Genomic DNA, 13,633 nt, shown 5'->3' with positions numbered 1-13,633 from the left:
CTCCGGACACCGAGCCCCGACGGGCCCGGGCCCCGGGCGCCTGGGCGCGCGGGACCGTGGGCCGACCGGGGTGTCCCTCCCCAAGGGCCGGACGGGCTGTGAGGGTGCCCGGGACCGCGCGGTGGACTCGGGTGTCCGTCCTCAGCGCCGGACGGGCTTGGGGTGTGCCGGGGCCGTCGGATGGGCCCCGGTCAGGGGAAGGGGTGGGGAGGGGGAAGTTCCGCCGGGACCCGCTGCAGCAGCCATGTGAAGTCGCCGAGGCCGCCGCGGGCCGTGAGCTCGGCCGCCTCGCCCGCCGACGACAGGGCGCGTACGTACGCCGCGGGGTCGGTCGACGCCAGGGCCAGGGGCGGGCGCTCGCCCGTGATGCCCAGGCGGTGCAGGGCATCGCGCTGGGTCACCAATTCGAAGTCGCCGCCGCCACCCTCACCGCCCAAGGCGCCGGCGCACGCGTCCAGGGCCACGTGCGCCGTGATGTCGCAGCCGCCGTCCGGGACCGGAGGCACCTCCCGGCCCTGGCGGAAGCCCGTCAGCGTCCCGAAGGGCGGCCTCGCGCCCGCGCGGTGCGCGTAGTCGACGGCGACCGCGAGCCCCGCGTCGAGCGTCGCGACCGCCGCCGCCCACGCCTCGTCCCGCGGCCGCCCGATCTCCGCCCGTACCCCGGGCTCCATCAGCGGCCACCAGCGGTCCAGCCACTCCGCGTCCGCCCCGGTCACCGGCTCCCCGAGGCGTTCCTCGCCGTCCGCGCCGCGGACCAGGACGTACCGGGCGACGCCCGCCCCGTCGACCTCCGCGACGTCCACCGGGACGTTGTCCAGCCACTCGTTCGCGAACAGCAGCCCGGTCACCCCGGCCGGGGCCCGCCCGGCCCAGTCGATGCGCGGGTCGAGCCCCTCCGGCCGGTCTGCCCGCTCGACGGCGCAGGCCCGTACCGGACGCCCGTCCGGCAGCCGCCCGCCGGGTAGCGCCGCCAGCACGGCCGTCAGCAGCTCCCCGCGCCCGGCGCCCATGTCGACCAGGGCGATCTCGGAGGCACCCGGCAGGGACTCCGCCGTCTCGGTCAGGAGCCGGGCCACCGCGGAGGCGTACAGCGGCGAGGCGTGGACCGACGTACGGAAGTGCCCGGCGGGCCCCTCGGGCCGCCGATAGAACCCACCGGGCCCGTACAGCGCCCGCTCGGTCGCCTCCCGCCAGGAGAGCCAGCCGGCGGCCGGCCCGTCCGTTGCCTGATATGTCGCCTCATTCGTCACGCGTGTCAGTCTCCACCTTGCGGAGTAGGCGTCCGCCGACCGGATCGGCCCTCCGGTTGACCCATGCACCTTTCCGCTTTCCCTACGCTGGGTTACGTGCAGCGCCTCTACGACTTCATCCGCAGACACCCGACGGGCGTCGACAGCTTCTGGGCCGTCGTCCTCTTCGGGTTCTCCATGATGTGGGTGATCCAGGAGAACGTCGGCAACGAGCCCCGGATCGCGGCCGCCGTCATCGTCCTCCTGCTCTGCCTCAGCATCGCGCTGCGCCGTCGCGCACCCGAGAAGATGCTGCTGCTCGTAGCTGCCCTCGGCATCGCCCAGCTCGTGCTGGGCATCAAGGGCAATGCCGCGGACTTCGCCATGCTGGTGATCATCTACACGGTCGCGGCGCACGATGGCCCCCGCTGGGCCTCCCGTCTCGCGCTCATCGGCGGACTGTCCGCCGCCACGCTCTCGCAAATCCGCTGGCCCATAGAGAACACCAGCACCGGCGGCAAGATCTTCTTCACGGTCGTCATGAGCGTCCCGTTCGCGCTCGCCTGGGTGCTCGGTGACTCGCTGCGTACCCGCCGCGCGTACTTCGCCCAGTTGGAGGAGCGTGCCTCCAGGCTGGAGAAGGAGCGCGAGGCGCAGTCCAAGGTCGCCGTCGCCGCCGAGCGCGCCCGGATCGCCCGCGAGCTCCACGACGTCGTCGCGCACAACGTCTCGGTCATGGTGGTCCAGGCCGACGGCGCCGCGTACGTCCTGGACGCCGCGCCCGACCAGGCCCGCCAGGCGCTGGAGACCATCTCCAGCACCGGCCGCCAGGCGCTCGCCGAGATGCGCCGGCTGCTGGGCGTGCTGCGTACCGGCGACGCCCCGGAGAGCGGGGAGTACGTGCCCCAGCCCGACGTCCAGCAGATCGAGGAGCTGGTCGAACAGGTGCGCCACGCCGGCCTCGCAGTCGACTTCAAGGTCGAGGGCACTCCGCGCCCGCTCCCGAGCGGCGTGGAGCTGACGGCGTACCGCATCGTGCAGGAGGCCCTGACCAACACCCGCAAGCACGGCGGCCCGGACGTCGGGGCGAGCGTGCGGCTCGTCTACTTCGACGACGGGCTCGGGTTGCTGGTCGAGGACGACGGCCGGGGAGCCTCGCACGAGATGTACGAGGACGGCGGTGCGGACGGCAAGGGCCACGGCCTCATCGGCATGCGCGAGCGCGTCGGTATGGTCGGCGGCACGCTCGACGCGGGGCCGCGGCCGGGCGGCGGATTCCGGATCAGCGCACTGCTCCCGCTCAGACCCGCCCACTAGCCCAGCACACCACCACAGTCCAGAACGCCCACCAGAGCCCGGCACGCCCATCAGACAGGGGACCAGTACATGACGATCCGCGTGATGCTCGTCGACGACCAGGTGCTGCTGCGCACGGGATTCCGCATGGTGCTCGCCGCGCAGCCGGACATGGACGTCGTGGCCGAGGCGGGCGACGGGGCCGAGGCGATCGAGGCCCTGCGCTCCACCCCTGTGGACGTGGTCCTGATGGACGTACGCATGCCGAAGCTCGACGGCGTGGAGGCGACCCGCCGCATCTGCGCGGAACCGGACGCGCCGAAGGTGATCATCCTGACCACCTTCGATCTCGACGAGTACGCCTTCTCCGGGCTCAAGGCGGGCGCCAGCGGCTTCATGCTCAAGGACGTCCCGCCGGGCGAGCTGCTCGGGGCGATCCGCTCCGTGCACAGCGGAGACGCCGTCGTCGCGCCGTCCACGACCCGCCGCCTCCTGGACCGCTTCTCGCCGATGCTGCCGTCCCCCGGCGGGCCGCCGCAGCACAAGGAGCTGGAGCGGCTCACCGACCGCGAGCGCGAGGTCATGCTGCTGGTCGCACAGGGCCTGTCGAACGGCGAGATCGCCGCGCGGCTCGTCCTGTCCGAGGCCACGGTCAAGACCCACGTGGGCCGCATCCTCACCAAGCTGAACCTGCGCGACCGGGTGCAGGTGGTGGTGCTCGCGTACGAGACGGGTCTCGTGCGGGCGGGCGGCGGGGCGGCCTGAGCCGCACGCTGCTGTGGATCAACGGCCTTTCGGGGGCGGCAAGACGCAGACGGCGTACGAGCTCGCGCGCCGGCTGCCCGGCAGCGTGGTCGGCGATCCCGAGCGCGTCGGCTTCGGGCTGCACCGCATGATCCCGCGGGGGCTGGGGCACGGCCGCGGCCGGGGGCCGCTGATGGACACAGCCAGGACCTGCGGTCCTGGCGCCAGGGCGTGTACGAGGTGCTGGACCTGACGCTCCGCGGGCAGGGGGTGTGGTGATCGCCCCGATGACCCTGGTCGAACCGGCGTACTTCGAGGAGGTCGTCGGGCGGCTGCGGGACGAGGCCGGCCACGAGGTGCGCCACTTCGCCCTGCTCGCCGAGCGCGAGACGGTGTGCGGCGTCTCACCGAGCGGGGGCTCGGGCGCAGGCCAAGCGGGAGAGCTTCGCCGTGCGGAAGCTGGACCAGTGCCTGGAGCGCCTGCGCGGGCCGGAGTTCGCGGAGCACCTCCGTACCGACCGGATGACCGTGCCTCAGGTCGCGGACAGGACTGCGGAGTCGGCGGGGCTGCGCCTCGCACCGAACACATACGGCCGGCTGCGGCACCGGCTGCGGCGGGCCAGGGTGGGCCTGTCCCACATCCGCTTCGACCGACCGATTCCGCCTCGGCCTCAGCGCAGGACCGTCTCCAGGAAATCACTGCCGAGCCGGGCCACGACCGAGACGTCGAGCTGGTGCAGGACGTACCGGCCGCGGCGCCGGGTCGTGATCAGGCCGGCCTTCTTCAGCACCGACAGATGGCGGGAGACCTCGGGCGCGGTGATTCCGTGCGTGTCGGCGAGCTCGCCCGTCGTGTACGGGGCGCGGGCGAGGTTGCGGCACAGCCGCATGCGCATGGGGTGGGCGAGCGCCTCCATCCGGAGCTTGAGCAGCTGTACCGAGGCGGGGCCGGGAAGCTCGGGGGAGCCGACGGGGTACAGCACGACCGGCCGCCAGCCGGGGGCGTGCAGCACCATCAGATGCGGCCAGCCGAAGCTGGAGGGCAGGAAGGTGACCCCGGCGCCCACGGCCGGGTCCAGGGCGGTCGTGTGGCCCACCGTGAGCTTGTCGGCCTCGATACGGGCCGCCGTCTGCTCGTCGAGCGAGAGCGCGGGGGACACGGCGCGCAGTGCCTCCGCGAGGCCCTTGCGGCGCAGTATCTCGGTCTTGTGGCGGGCGTCGGCGGCGAGCTGGGTGCGGACCCGGTTCCAGGTGTCCGCGAAGAAGGCCTGCTCGCAGTCCTCGAAGAGGCGCCGCAGCCAGGCGCGTACGGAGGCGGGGTCGTCCATCAGCCGCCGGACGAAGTCGAGCTGCTTGGGGCCGCGGGTGGCGGCGAGCTCCAGCGCCCGGTCGAGGTCCACGGGGCCGCCCGTGGCGTACGTACTGGAGCAGGTGAACTCCATGGTGCAGGCGATGAACCGCTCGTCGTCGAGCCGGTCCATCATGTCGAGCTCCTCGGCGAGGGTGGCGCCCGTGCGGCCGTCGCCGCCGCGTACGCCGGCGAACGGCATGAAGACGTCCGAGAAGGTCGATGTCCAGAGGAAGTCAGCCTCGTGCAGCCGGTCGGCGAGATCGGGCTTCAGCCCGGCCGCGGTGGCCGTGGCCCAGCCATGCAGCCCCGGATGATGCCCGGGCTCGGCCAGCGCGTGCAGCGCGACGCCCAGCTCGGCGAGGGGCGAGATCTCGAAGAGGATCCGCTCGGGCGGCAGGCCCGCGATGTCGATGGTGACACTCACGCCTCCCATGGTGCGGGGTCCCCGGGGCGATCCGTCGCCCCATTTGACGGTGCTGGTCAATCGACGGGCGCGGGGTGGGCCGCGGGCGGAGCCTGAGAGGCATGGACGCCATCCAGCAGCACCTCCTCGACACCTACCGGGCCGCCCGGCACGGCGCCCCGGCTCCACCGCCGCCGGGCCGCGACGACTGGCGTACGCTGCGGTCGCTCCGCGACCACCACCGCTTCACGAAGGTCCTCGCGGGCCGCCCCCTCCACCCGCTTCGCACGGCCACGACCCGCCTCTTCCGCCGGGGAAGCCCTCACTGCCTCTAGGGCCACCGCTTCCGGTCCCGGAGCCCCGGGGGCGTGTCCGGTACCGGCGGGTCGGCCGGGGGTCCGTCCTCAGCGCCGGACCGGCTCCAAAGGAGCCCTGCTGCGGTCACGCCCGCCGGGCGCAGGGGCAGGGTCCAGGGCGGAGCCCCGGAAGGGGGACTGGGGCGGAGCCCCCCACGCGGCGGAGCCGCACATCGACACAGCGGGAAGGGGCGGGGCGGGGAGAGGCCCGCCGCAGGCGGCCACGCCCCACGGCACCCACCCGGCGCGCGCGCAACCCCCGCGCCTCCACAGGCTGTGGACAACCCGGAGCCCCGTCGAAACGCTGGCGTAGCATGACGAAGAATCGTCCGGTACCCCCCGCGGACTGGAACGGAAGGCCGTCGCCGCGTGAACGCACCACCACCCTCAGCCACCCCGCCCGCATCCGAGCCCGTCGACCCCAAGGACCGCCCGGCCCGCCTCACCGTGGGTGTCGTGGGAGCGGGCCGTGTCGGCCCGGCCCTCGCCGCGTCCCTGCGGCTGGCGGGCCACCGCCCGGTCGCGGTCTCCGGCGTCTCCGACGCCTCCGTGCGCCGCGCCGCCATGCTGCTGCCGGACGTGCCGCTGGTCACGCCCGCCGAGGTCCTCGCGCGCGCGGAGCTGGTGCTGCTCACCGTCCCGGACGACGCGCTGACCGGCCTGGTCGAAGGCCTCGCGGAGACCGGAGCCGTGCGTCCCGGACAGCTCCTCGTCCACACGTCGGGGCGGTACGGCACGGCCGTGCTCGACCCCGCCCGCCGGGCCGGCGCCCTCCCGCTCGCGCTGCACCCCGCCATGACCTTCACGGGGACGAGCGTCGACGTCCAGCGGCTGGCCGGCTGCTCCTTCGGGGTCACCGCCCCGGCCGAGCTGCGGCTCGCGGCCGAGGCGCTGGTCATCGAGATGGGCGGCGAGCCCGAGTGGATCGAGGAGGAGGCCCGCCCGCTCTACCACGCGGCTCTCGCCATCGGGGCGAACCACCTCGTCACCCTGGTCGCCCAGTCCATGGAGCTGCTCCGCGCCGCGGGTGTCTCGGCTCCCGACCGCATGCTCGGCCCGCTCCTCGGCGCCGCGCTCGACAACGCCCTGCGCTCGGGCGACGCCGCGCTCACCGGCCCGGTGGCCCGCGGCGACGCGGGCACGGTCGCGGCGCACGTGGCAGAGCTGCGCAAGCACGCGCCGAGCACCGTCGCCGGCTATCTGGCGATGGCCCGTACGACCGCGGACCGGGCGCTCGCGCACGGTCTGCTCAAGCCGGAGCTGGCCGAGGACCTGCTGGGGGTACTGGCCGAGGGAGACAACCGATGAGCCGTGACACCGAGCTGATCCACACGCGCGACGACCTGGACGACCGTCTGGACCACTCCTCCGGTGGCCCTGTCGCCGTCGTCATGACCATGGGCGCCCTCCACGAGGGCCACGCCACCCTGATCCGCTCCGCCCGCGAGCACGTCGGCCGCAAGGGCACCGTCGTCGTCACCGTCTTCGTCAACCCGCTCCAGTTCGGCGCCGGCGAGGACCTCGACCGCTACCCGCGCACCCTGGACGCCGACGTGAAGACCGCGCAGGAGGCCGGTGCGGACCTCGTGTTCGCCCCGTCCGTGGACGAGGTCTACCCCGGCGGCGAGCCGCAGGTGAGGATCTCCGCGGGCCCGATGGGCGAGCTCGTCGAAGGCGCCTTCCGCCCCGGCCACTTCGACGGCATGCTCACGGTGGTCGCCAAGCTCCTCCACCTCACCAGGCCCGACGTGGCGTTCTTCGGCCAGAAGGACGCCCAGCAGCTCGCCCTGATCCGCCGGATGGTCCGCGATCTGAACTTCCGGGTCGAGATCGTCGGCGTCCCGACCGTGCGCGAGCCGGACGGCCTCGCGCTCTCCAGCCGCAACCGCTACCTGTCGCCCGCCGAACGGAGGACCGCGCTCGCGCTCTCCCGGGCCCTCTTCGCCGCCCACGACCGGCTCGCCGCGCAGCAGGCGCTGCGCGCCCGCGCCGAGTCCGCCCCCGCGCCGACGGCCCGTGCCGCCGCGCTCTCCGCGCTCGGCGAGGCCCGTGCGGCCGCCGACGCGCACGCGGTGGCGGCGGCCCAGCCGGGCGGCGGGGCCGATGCCGTACGGGCTGCTGCCCGCGCCGTGCTCGAAGAGGCGGCCAAGGCCGTGCCGTCGCTCGACCTGGACTATCTGGCGCTGGTCGACCCGACCGACTTCACCGAGGTCCCGGACGCGTACGAGGGCGAGGCGATCATGGCGGTCGCCGCGCGGGTCGGAGCGACGCGGCTGATCGACAACGTACCCCTGACCTTCGGAGCTCCCGCATGACCGCGACCGGAAGTGGCCCCGGCACCCGTCCCGGAAGCGGCCCCGGCACTCGCCCCGGAACGGGACCCGGGACCGGCGCGGGCATACGGCTGACGGCCCCCGTGCCCGGCTGGGCCATCGACGCCGATGTCGTCGTGGTCGGCTCCGGCGTCGCGGGCCTGACGGCGGCACTGCGCTGCGCGGCCGAGGGCCTGCGTACGGTCGTGGTCACCAAGGCCCTCCTCGACGACGGCTCCACCCGCTGGGCCCAGGGCGGTATCGCGGCGGCGCTCGGCGACGGCGACACCCCCGAGCAGCACCTGCAGGACACGCTGGTCGCGGGCGCCGGGCTGTGCGACGACGAGGCCGTACGGACCCTGGTCACCGAGGGCCCCGACGCGGTGCGCCGGCTGATCGGGACCGGCGCGCAGTTCGACCTGGACGCCGGCGGGGACATCGCGCTCACCCGTGAGGGTGGCCACCACCGGCGCCGTATCGCGCACGCGGGCGGCGACGCGACGGGCGCGGAGATCTCGCGGGCGCTGGTCACGGCGATACGCGAGCGGGCGATACGCATCATCGAGCACGCGCTGGTCATCGACCTGCTGACGGACGAGAGCGGGCGTACGGCCGGAATCACCCTGCACGTCATGGGCGAGGGCCAGCACGACGGGGTCGGCGCGGTGCACGCCCCCGCCGTGGTCCTGGCGACCGGCGGCATGGGCCAGGTCTTCTCGGCCACGACCAACCCGTCGGTGTCCACCGGCGACGGCGTCGCGCTCGCGCTGCGGGCCGGCGCCGAGGTGAGCGACCTCGAATTCGTCCAGTTCCACCCCACGGTCCTCTTCCTGGGCCGGGACTCCGAGGGCCAGCAGCCCCTCGTCTCCGAGGCAGTACGGGGCGAGGGCGCCCATCTCGTCGACGCGTCCGGCACCCGCTTCATGGTGGGGCAGCACGAGCTGGCCGAGCTCGCGCCGCGCGACATCGTCGCCAAGGGCATCATGCGCCGCATGCAGGAGCAGGGCGCCGACCACATGCTCCTGGACGCCCGCCACTTCGGCGCCGAGATGTGGGAGAACCGCTTCCCCACGATCCTCGCCGCCTGCCGCGCCCATGGCATCGATCCGGTGACCCAGCCCATCCCGGTCGCCCCGGCGGCCCACTACGCCTCCGGTGGTGTCCGGACCGACCTGCACGGCCGCACCACCGTCCCCGGTCTCTACGCCTGCGGCGAGGTCGCCTGCACCGGCGTCCACGGCGCCAACCGCTTGGCCTCCAACTCGCTGCTGGAGGGCCTCGTGTTCGCGGAGCGCATCGCCACGGCGATCGCGAGGGACCCGAGGCCCGTCGCCGCCGCGGCGCCTGCCACGTCGGCCCCGCCGGCCACGGACGGCTGCAGCCCCGTGCCGCTGCTCCTCCCCGAGGCGCGGCACGAGATCCAGCGGATCATGACGCACGGTGCCGGCGTGCTCCGGTCCGCCGCCAGCCTCGACGACGCCGCCGACGCGCTGGAGGCGCTGCACCTGTCCGCGGCGCACGACGCCGAGGAGTTCGACAAGTCCGCCGAGCCGGGCGTGGAGTCCTGGGAGTCCACCAACCTCCTGCTCGTCTCGCGCGTCCTCGTCGCCGCCGCCCGTGAGCGCGCGGAGACCCGCGGGTGCCACTGGCGCGAGGACCACCCCGACCGCGACGACGCGGAGTGGCGCCGCCATATTGTCGTACGGCTCACTCCGGACCGACGCCTCGTCGTGCGCCGCACCGGCACCGAGTCCTTTCCCCCCGTCATCCCCCTCGCCCCCAGGGAGCCGCAACCGTGAGCACGCCCGAAGAACGTCCGGAGCCCGTGGACGTCCCCCTGATCCAGATCAGCGCCCCGGTGTCCGCCACCGACGACTCGGCGGGCGGCTGCGGCGAGGGCTGCGGCTGCGCCGACGAGGTGTACGAGAGCGGCCTGGACCCGGCCCTCGCCCAGCTCCTCGCCGAGGCGGGCCTCGACCCCGTCCAGGTCGAGGACATCGCCCACCTGGCGATCGAGGAGGACCTCGACGGCGGCCTGGACATCACGACCGTCGCGACCGTTCCCGCGGACGCCGTCGCCACCGGCGACTTCACCGCCCGTGAGCCCGGCGTCGTCGCGGGCCTGCGCGTCGCCGAGGCGGTCCTGTCGATCGTCTGCACCGACGAGTTCGAGGTCGAGCGGCACGTCGAGGACGGCGACCGCGTCGAGGCGGACCAGAAGCTGCTCTCCGTCACCGCCCGCACCCGCGACCTCCTCACCGGCGAGCGCAGCGCCCTCAACATCCTCTGCCGTCTCTCCGGCATCGCCACCGCCACCCGCGCCTGGGCCGACGTCCTCGAGGGCACCAACGCCCGCGTGCGCGACACCCGCAAGACGACTCCCGGCCTGCGCGCCCTGGAGAAGTACGCCGTGCGCTGCGGCGGCGGCGTCAACCACCGCATGTCGCTGTCCGACGCGGCCCTCGTCAAGGACAACCACGTCGTCGCCGCGGGCGGCGTCGCCCAGGCCTTCAAGGCCGTACGCGAGAAGCTCGCCGAGGTGGGCACCCCCGACCTCGCCATCGAGGTCGAGGTCGACACCCTCCACCAGGTCCGCGAGGTCCTGGACGCCGGTGCCGACCTGATCCTGCTGGACAACTTCACCCCCACCGAGACCGAGGAGGCCGTCGCCCTCGTCAAGAACCGGGCGGTGCTGGAGTCCTCCGGCCGGCTCACCCTCGCCAACGCCCGGGCGTACGCCGAGACGGGCGTCGACTACCTCGCCGTCGGAGCCCTCACCCACTCGTCCGCGATCCTCGACATCGGCCTCGACCTGCGGGACCCCCGAGAGGCCGGGAACTGATCCCATGCTGCTCACCATCGACGTCGGCAACACCCACACCGTCCTCGGCCTCTTCGACGGCGAGGACATCGTGGAGCACTGGCGCGTCTCCACCGACCCGCGCCGCACGGCCGATGAGCTCGCCGTGCTCCTCAACGGTCTGATGGGCATGCACCCGCTGCTCGGCGTGGAGCTCGGCGACGGCATCGAGGGCATCGCCATCTGCGCGACCGTCCCCTCCGTGCTGCACGAGCTGCGCGAGGTGACCCGCCGGTACTACGGCGACGTGCCCGCCGTCCTCGTCGAGCCCGGCGTCAAGACGGGCGTGCCGGTCCTGACGGACAACCCCAAGGAGGTCGGCGCCGACCGCATCATCAACGCGGTCGCCGCCGTCGAGCTCTACGGCGGCCCGGCGATCGTCGTCGACTTCGGGACGGCGACGACCTTCGACGCGATCAGCGCCCGCGGCGAGTACGCGGGCGGGGTCATCGCCCCCGGCATCGAGATCTCGGTCGACGCGCTCGGCGTCAGGGGCGCCCAGCTCCGCAAGATCGAGCTGGCCCGCCCCCGCAGCGTCATCGGCAAGAACACGGTCGAGGCGATGCAGGCGGGCATCGTGTACGGCTTCGCGGGCCAGGTGGACGGCGTCGTCGAGCGCATGAAGCGGGAGCTCGCCGAGGACCCGGACGAGGTGACCGTGATCGCGACGGGTGGGCTGGCGCCGGTGGTGCTCGCCGAGTCGTCCGTGATCGACGAGCACGAGCCCTGGCTGACACTGATCGGCCTGCGGCTCGTGTACGAGCGGAACGTCTCCCGTATGTGAGCGCGGCGCCTGCCCGTGGGGCTGCCACGGGGCCGCCGCACAAAGAGGCGCCCCGCGAACGCCCCGCAAAGAGGTGCCCACAAGGTGGCGCCCCGCAAGAGGCATCTCCCAAAGCCGCACAAAGAGGCGCCGCGCCACGTATCTGCGTTAAACGAATTTTGTCCGATTAGCGCGTAGTGTCGGCGCATGCCCACGCCTTACGGATCCCGCGGCGGCATGGCGTTCAGCGCAGACGAGCTGCGAGTGCTCCGACGCGCCCTCGCCGTCGCCCTCAATCCCGCCCAGCCCCGTGAGAACGTCATCCAGGACTGTCTTCGGCTCGCCGAGTCCGTGGACGAGGCCGTGAGCGAGGCGGGGCGGCTGCGCGCGTTCCTCCTCGCCGACCTCGTCCGCTACCGCGCCGCACTCCCCGGCTCGGCCGGCGGCTATCTGGAGCTCCTCCAGGACGCCCTGGCCGCCGACTACGACCCCGGCCCCGAGGATCTCGCTGCCCTGCGCGGCCTCCAGCAGCGCATGCCCGCCGCGGCCGCGCTGCTGGAACGCTGCCAGGACCTCGCGGAAAAGTCGGTACGCGCCCGCCTCGCCCGCCGTACGGCCGCCTCCGCCACCGAGGTGGCGGCACCCGCCCCGCCCGCCCCCCGGGCCCGCCTTACGGCCCTCCCCGGCGGCCTGTCCGCCGCGGGCGACAAGCCGGAGCCCCGCCCGGCCGCCCCGAAGCCGTCCCCCGGCCCCGCTCCCGCGCCGCGACCGGACCGCCCCATCCCCACACCCGGCGAGGTCTTCCCCCCGCGCCGCAAGCCGGCGCCCCCGCCGGAGGAGCGGGCGGCCGGATAGCTACTCTGGAGGGCATGGACTACGTATCCGCGCTCCTGCCCCCCGTCGTGATGGCCGCCTTCTTCATCGGCCTCGTCGTGACGATCGTCAAGAGCCAGGGCGGTCCCAACAAGGCCAAGGAGGACGCCGCGGTGGACGCGGCGATCGCCCGCGCGGAGGCCACCCCGCAGTCCGCTCCGGCGGACCGCCCGACCGGGGCCTGATCCCCGGGCCCGAACCCGCGGTGCGAGCCCGGGGCTTCCCGGCCCCGGGGTCCCCGTCCCCTCAAGGACGTACGGCTGTCCAAGGCCGTACGTCCTTTTTCGTACCCGTAGTACGTCAATAGCCATCCATTCGGACATCTCGCACTATGGTGGCGATGTGCCCCGTCAATTGGGAGAGCTCGAAGACGCCGTCATGACGCGGATCTGGCAATGGAACCGTCCGGTGACGGTCCGGGAAGTCCTGGAAGATCTGCAGCAGGAACGGTCCATCGCCTACACGACCGTCATGACGGTAATGGACAATCTCCATCAGAAGGGCTGGGTGCGCAGGGAAGTCGAAGGGCGCGCCTATCGATATACCGCGGTCTCCACCAGGGCCGCGTACTCGGCCGCACTGATGAACGAAGCATGGTCGAAGAGTGACAACCCCGCGGCGGCCCTTGTCGCGTTCTTCGGCATGATGTCGCAGGAGCAACGCGAGGCGCTCCAGGACGCGGTCCGCATCGTTCAGCCCCAGATCCAGGAAGGGGCCGCGCAAGGCGCCAGGGAAGAGCCCCCGCGGGCCTCTCGGCAAGCGCCTCCCGAACAGGACGTAGAGGGCGACGACGAGACGGGCGGAGCGGGGCGATAGCGTCCGGTCATGCCCTCAGCGCATCCGCTTCCCAATGCCGCAGCAAATGCCGTCACCGTCCGGCGGGCCAGGACCACCGATGTGCCGGCCGTGCGCCGGCTCGTCGACCCGTACGTGAGCGAAGGCATCCTGCTCGACAAAGCGACGGTGACGCTTTACGAGGACATCCAGGAGTTCTGGGTCGCGGAACGCGACGCCGACGCCCGAGTCGTCGGCTGCGGAGCTCTCCACGTCATGTGGGAAGACCTCGCCGAAGTGCGCACTCTGGCGGTGGACGCGCAGTTCAGGGGCCATGGCATCGGCCACCAGGTGCTGGAGCAGCTGCTGCACACCGCCCGCTGGCTGGGAGTGCGCCGGGTTTTCTGCCTCACCTTCGAAGTCGACTTCTTCACCGAGCACGGCTTCGTGGAGATCGGTGAGACGCCGGTGGACGGAGATGTCTACAGCGAGCTGCTGCGTTCCTATGACGAGGGTGTCGCCGAGTTCCTGGGCCTCGAACGAGTGAAGCCGAACACCTTGGGCAACAGTCGCATGCTTCTGCACCTGTGATCGAACCCGGGCGGAACGCGGACGGGAACGTCCATCGGAAGGCCGACCGGAACACGGACCGGAAGGCCGGCCTGAACGCCG

At 73.2% G+C, this 13,633-nt stretch carries 14 protein-coding genes and 1 pseudogene; 13 read left to right on the top strand and 2 right to left on the bottom strand.

The window, feature by feature from the left end:
* Window positions 1–191: 191 nt before the first annotated feature.
* On the bottom strand, window positions 192–1,250 hold the full coding sequence (locus tag ACFV9O_RS23800) for an SAM-dependent methyltransferase (protein WP_385420974.1): 1,059 nt from the start codon (window positions 1,248–1,250) through the stop codon (window positions 192–194).
* A gap of 96 nt (window positions 1,251–1,346) precedes the next feature.
* Here ACFV9O_RS23800 and ACFV9O_RS23795 point away from each other — a divergent pair, with 96 nt between their 5' ends.
* The 3 genes and pseudogenes from ACFV9O_RS23795 to ACFV9O_RS23785 all read left to right on the top strand — a co-directional run.
* Complete coding sequence (locus ACFV9O_RS23795; protein ID WP_385420972.1) at window positions 1,347–2,546, top strand: sensor histidine kinase; 1,200 nt, start codon at window positions 1,347–1,349, stop codon at window positions 2,544–2,546.
* 69 nt (window positions 2,547–2,615) lie between these two features.
* Window positions 2,616–3,290, top strand: a complete 675-nt coding sequence (locus tag ACFV9O_RS23790) for a response regulator (protein WP_385420970.1) — start codon at window positions 2,616–2,618, stop codon at window positions 3,288–3,290.
* Window positions 3,287–3,920 (top strand): annotated as a pseudogene (locus ACFV9O_RS23785) (AAA family ATPase); the annotation flags it as partial. The gene ACFV9O_RS23790 and the pseudogene ACFV9O_RS23785, both read left to right, overlap by 4 nt.
* Before the next feature lie 20 nt (window positions 3,921–3,940).
* Here ACFV9O_RS23785 and ACFV9O_RS23780 read toward each other — a convergent pair.
* The gene (locus tag ACFV9O_RS23780) at window positions 3,941–5,053 is read right to left on the bottom strand and encodes a DUF5937 family protein (RefSeq protein ID WP_385420968.1); all 1,113 of its coding nucleotides are present in this window, start codon (window positions 5,051–5,053) and stop codon (window positions 3,941–3,943) included.
* 92 nt (window positions 5,054–5,145) lie between these two features.
* On the opposite strand from ACFV9O_RS23780, the gene ACFV9O_RS23775 reads away from it, so the two are divergent.
* From ACFV9O_RS23775 to ACFV9O_RS23730, 10 genes are all read left to right on the top strand, one after another.
* On the top strand, window positions 5,146–5,358 hold the full coding sequence (locus ACFV9O_RS23775) for a hypothetical protein (protein WP_385420966.1): 213 nt from the start codon (window positions 5,146–5,148) through the stop codon (window positions 5,356–5,358).
* A gap of 390 nt (window positions 5,359–5,748) precedes the next feature.
* Entirely contained in the window at window positions 5,749–6,687 is a 939-nt protein-coding gene (locus ACFV9O_RS23770) for a Rossmann-like and DUF2520 domain-containing protein (protein WP_385420964.1), read from the top strand.
* Window positions 6,684–7,694, top strand: coding sequence for a pantoate--beta-alanine ligase (panC, locus tag ACFV9O_RS23765; protein WP_385420962.1), 1,011 nt, complete (start codon window positions 6,684–6,686; stop codon window positions 7,692–7,694). Before ACFV9O_RS23770 ends, panC begins: the two co-directional genes overlap by 4 nt.
* On the top strand, window positions 7,691–9,490 hold the full coding sequence (locus ACFV9O_RS23760) for an L-aspartate oxidase (RefSeq protein ID WP_385420960.1): 1,800 nt from the start codon (window positions 7,691–7,693) through the stop codon (window positions 9,488–9,490). The genes panC and ACFV9O_RS23760 overlap by 4 nt, the downstream gene beginning before the upstream one ends.
* Window positions 9,487–10,533, top strand: coding sequence for a carboxylating nicotinate-nucleotide diphosphorylase (gene nadC, locus ACFV9O_RS23755; RefSeq protein ID WP_385420959.1), 1,047 nt, complete (start codon window positions 9,487–9,489; stop codon window positions 10,531–10,533). Before ACFV9O_RS23760 ends, nadC begins: the two co-directional genes overlap by 4 nt.
* 4 nt (window positions 10,534–10,537) lie before the next feature.
* Window positions 10,538–11,335 (top strand): type III pantothenate kinase, encoded by a 798-nt coding sequence (locus ACFV9O_RS23750; RefSeq protein WP_385420957.1) that lies wholly within the window; start codon window positions 10,538–10,540, stop codon window positions 11,333–11,335.
* Between the two features lie 216 nt (window positions 11,336–11,551).
* Window positions 11,552–12,169, top strand: a complete 618-nt coding sequence (locus tag ACFV9O_RS23745) for a hypothetical protein (protein WP_385420955.1) — start codon at window positions 11,552–11,554, stop codon at window positions 12,167–12,169.
* 14 nt (window positions 12,170–12,183) lie between these two features.
* Window positions 12,184–12,372, top strand: coding sequence for a hypothetical protein (locus tag ACFV9O_RS23740; protein WP_385420953.1), 189 nt, complete (start codon window positions 12,184–12,186; stop codon window positions 12,370–12,372).
* A 157-nt stretch (window positions 12,373–12,529) separates the two neighbouring features.
* Complete coding sequence (locus ACFV9O_RS23735; protein WP_385420952.1) at window positions 12,530–13,003, top strand: BlaI/MecI/CopY family transcriptional regulator; 474 nt, start codon at window positions 12,530–12,532, stop codon at window positions 13,001–13,003.
* Window positions 13,004–13,012: 9 nt separating this feature from the next.
* Window positions 13,013–13,552, top strand: coding sequence for an amino-acid N-acetyltransferase (locus tag ACFV9O_RS23730; protein WP_385420950.1), 540 nt, complete (start codon window positions 13,013–13,015; stop codon window positions 13,550–13,552).
* Window positions 13,553–13,633: the final 81 nt, after the last annotated feature.

The sequence above is a fragment of the Streptomyces sp. NPDC059909 genome, assembly GCF_042730885.1.
In the GTDB taxonomy this organism is placed as follows: Bacteria; Actinomycetota; Actinomycetes; order Streptomycetales; family Streptomycetaceae; genus Streptomyces.
The sequence above is the reverse complement of the archived record's forward strand: the minus strand, read 5'-3'. Positions and strand labels throughout refer to the sequence as shown.

Coding starts and splice junctions, on each gene's coding strand:
- ACFV9O_RS23760 (WP_385420960.1), top strand. CDS start 7,691: ATGACCGCGACCGGAAGTGGCCCCGGCACCCGTCCCGGAAGCGGCCCC.
- ACFV9O_RS23750 (WP_385420957.1), top strand. CDS start 10,538: ATGCTGCTCACCATCGACGTCGGCAACACCCACACCGTCCTCGGCCTC.
- panC (WP_385420962.1), top strand. CDS start 6,684: ATGAGCCGTGACACCGAGCTGATCCACACGCGCGACGACCTGGACGAC.
- ACFV9O_RS23730 (WP_385420950.1), top strand. CDS start 13,013: ATGCCCTCAGCGCATCCGCTTCCCAATGCCGCAGCAAATGCCGTCACC.
- ACFV9O_RS23740 (WP_385420953.1), top strand. CDS start 12,184: ATGGACTACGTATCCGCGCTCCTGCCCCCCGTCGTGATGGCCGCCTTC.
- ACFV9O_RS23780 (WP_385420968.1), bottom strand. CDS start 5,053: ATGGGAGGCGTGAGTGTCACCATCGACATCGCGGGCCTGCCGCCCGAG.
- ACFV9O_RS23790 (WP_385420970.1), top strand. CDS start 2,616: ATGACGATCCGCGTGATGCTCGTCGACGACCAGGTGCTGCTGCGCACG.
- ACFV9O_RS23775 (WP_385420966.1), top strand. CDS start 5,146: ATGGACGCCATCCAGCAGCACCTCCTCGACACCTACCGGGCCGCCCGG.
- ACFV9O_RS23745 (WP_385420955.1), top strand. CDS start 11,552: ATGGCGTTCAGCGCAGACGAGCTGCGAGTGCTCCGACGCGCCCTCGCC.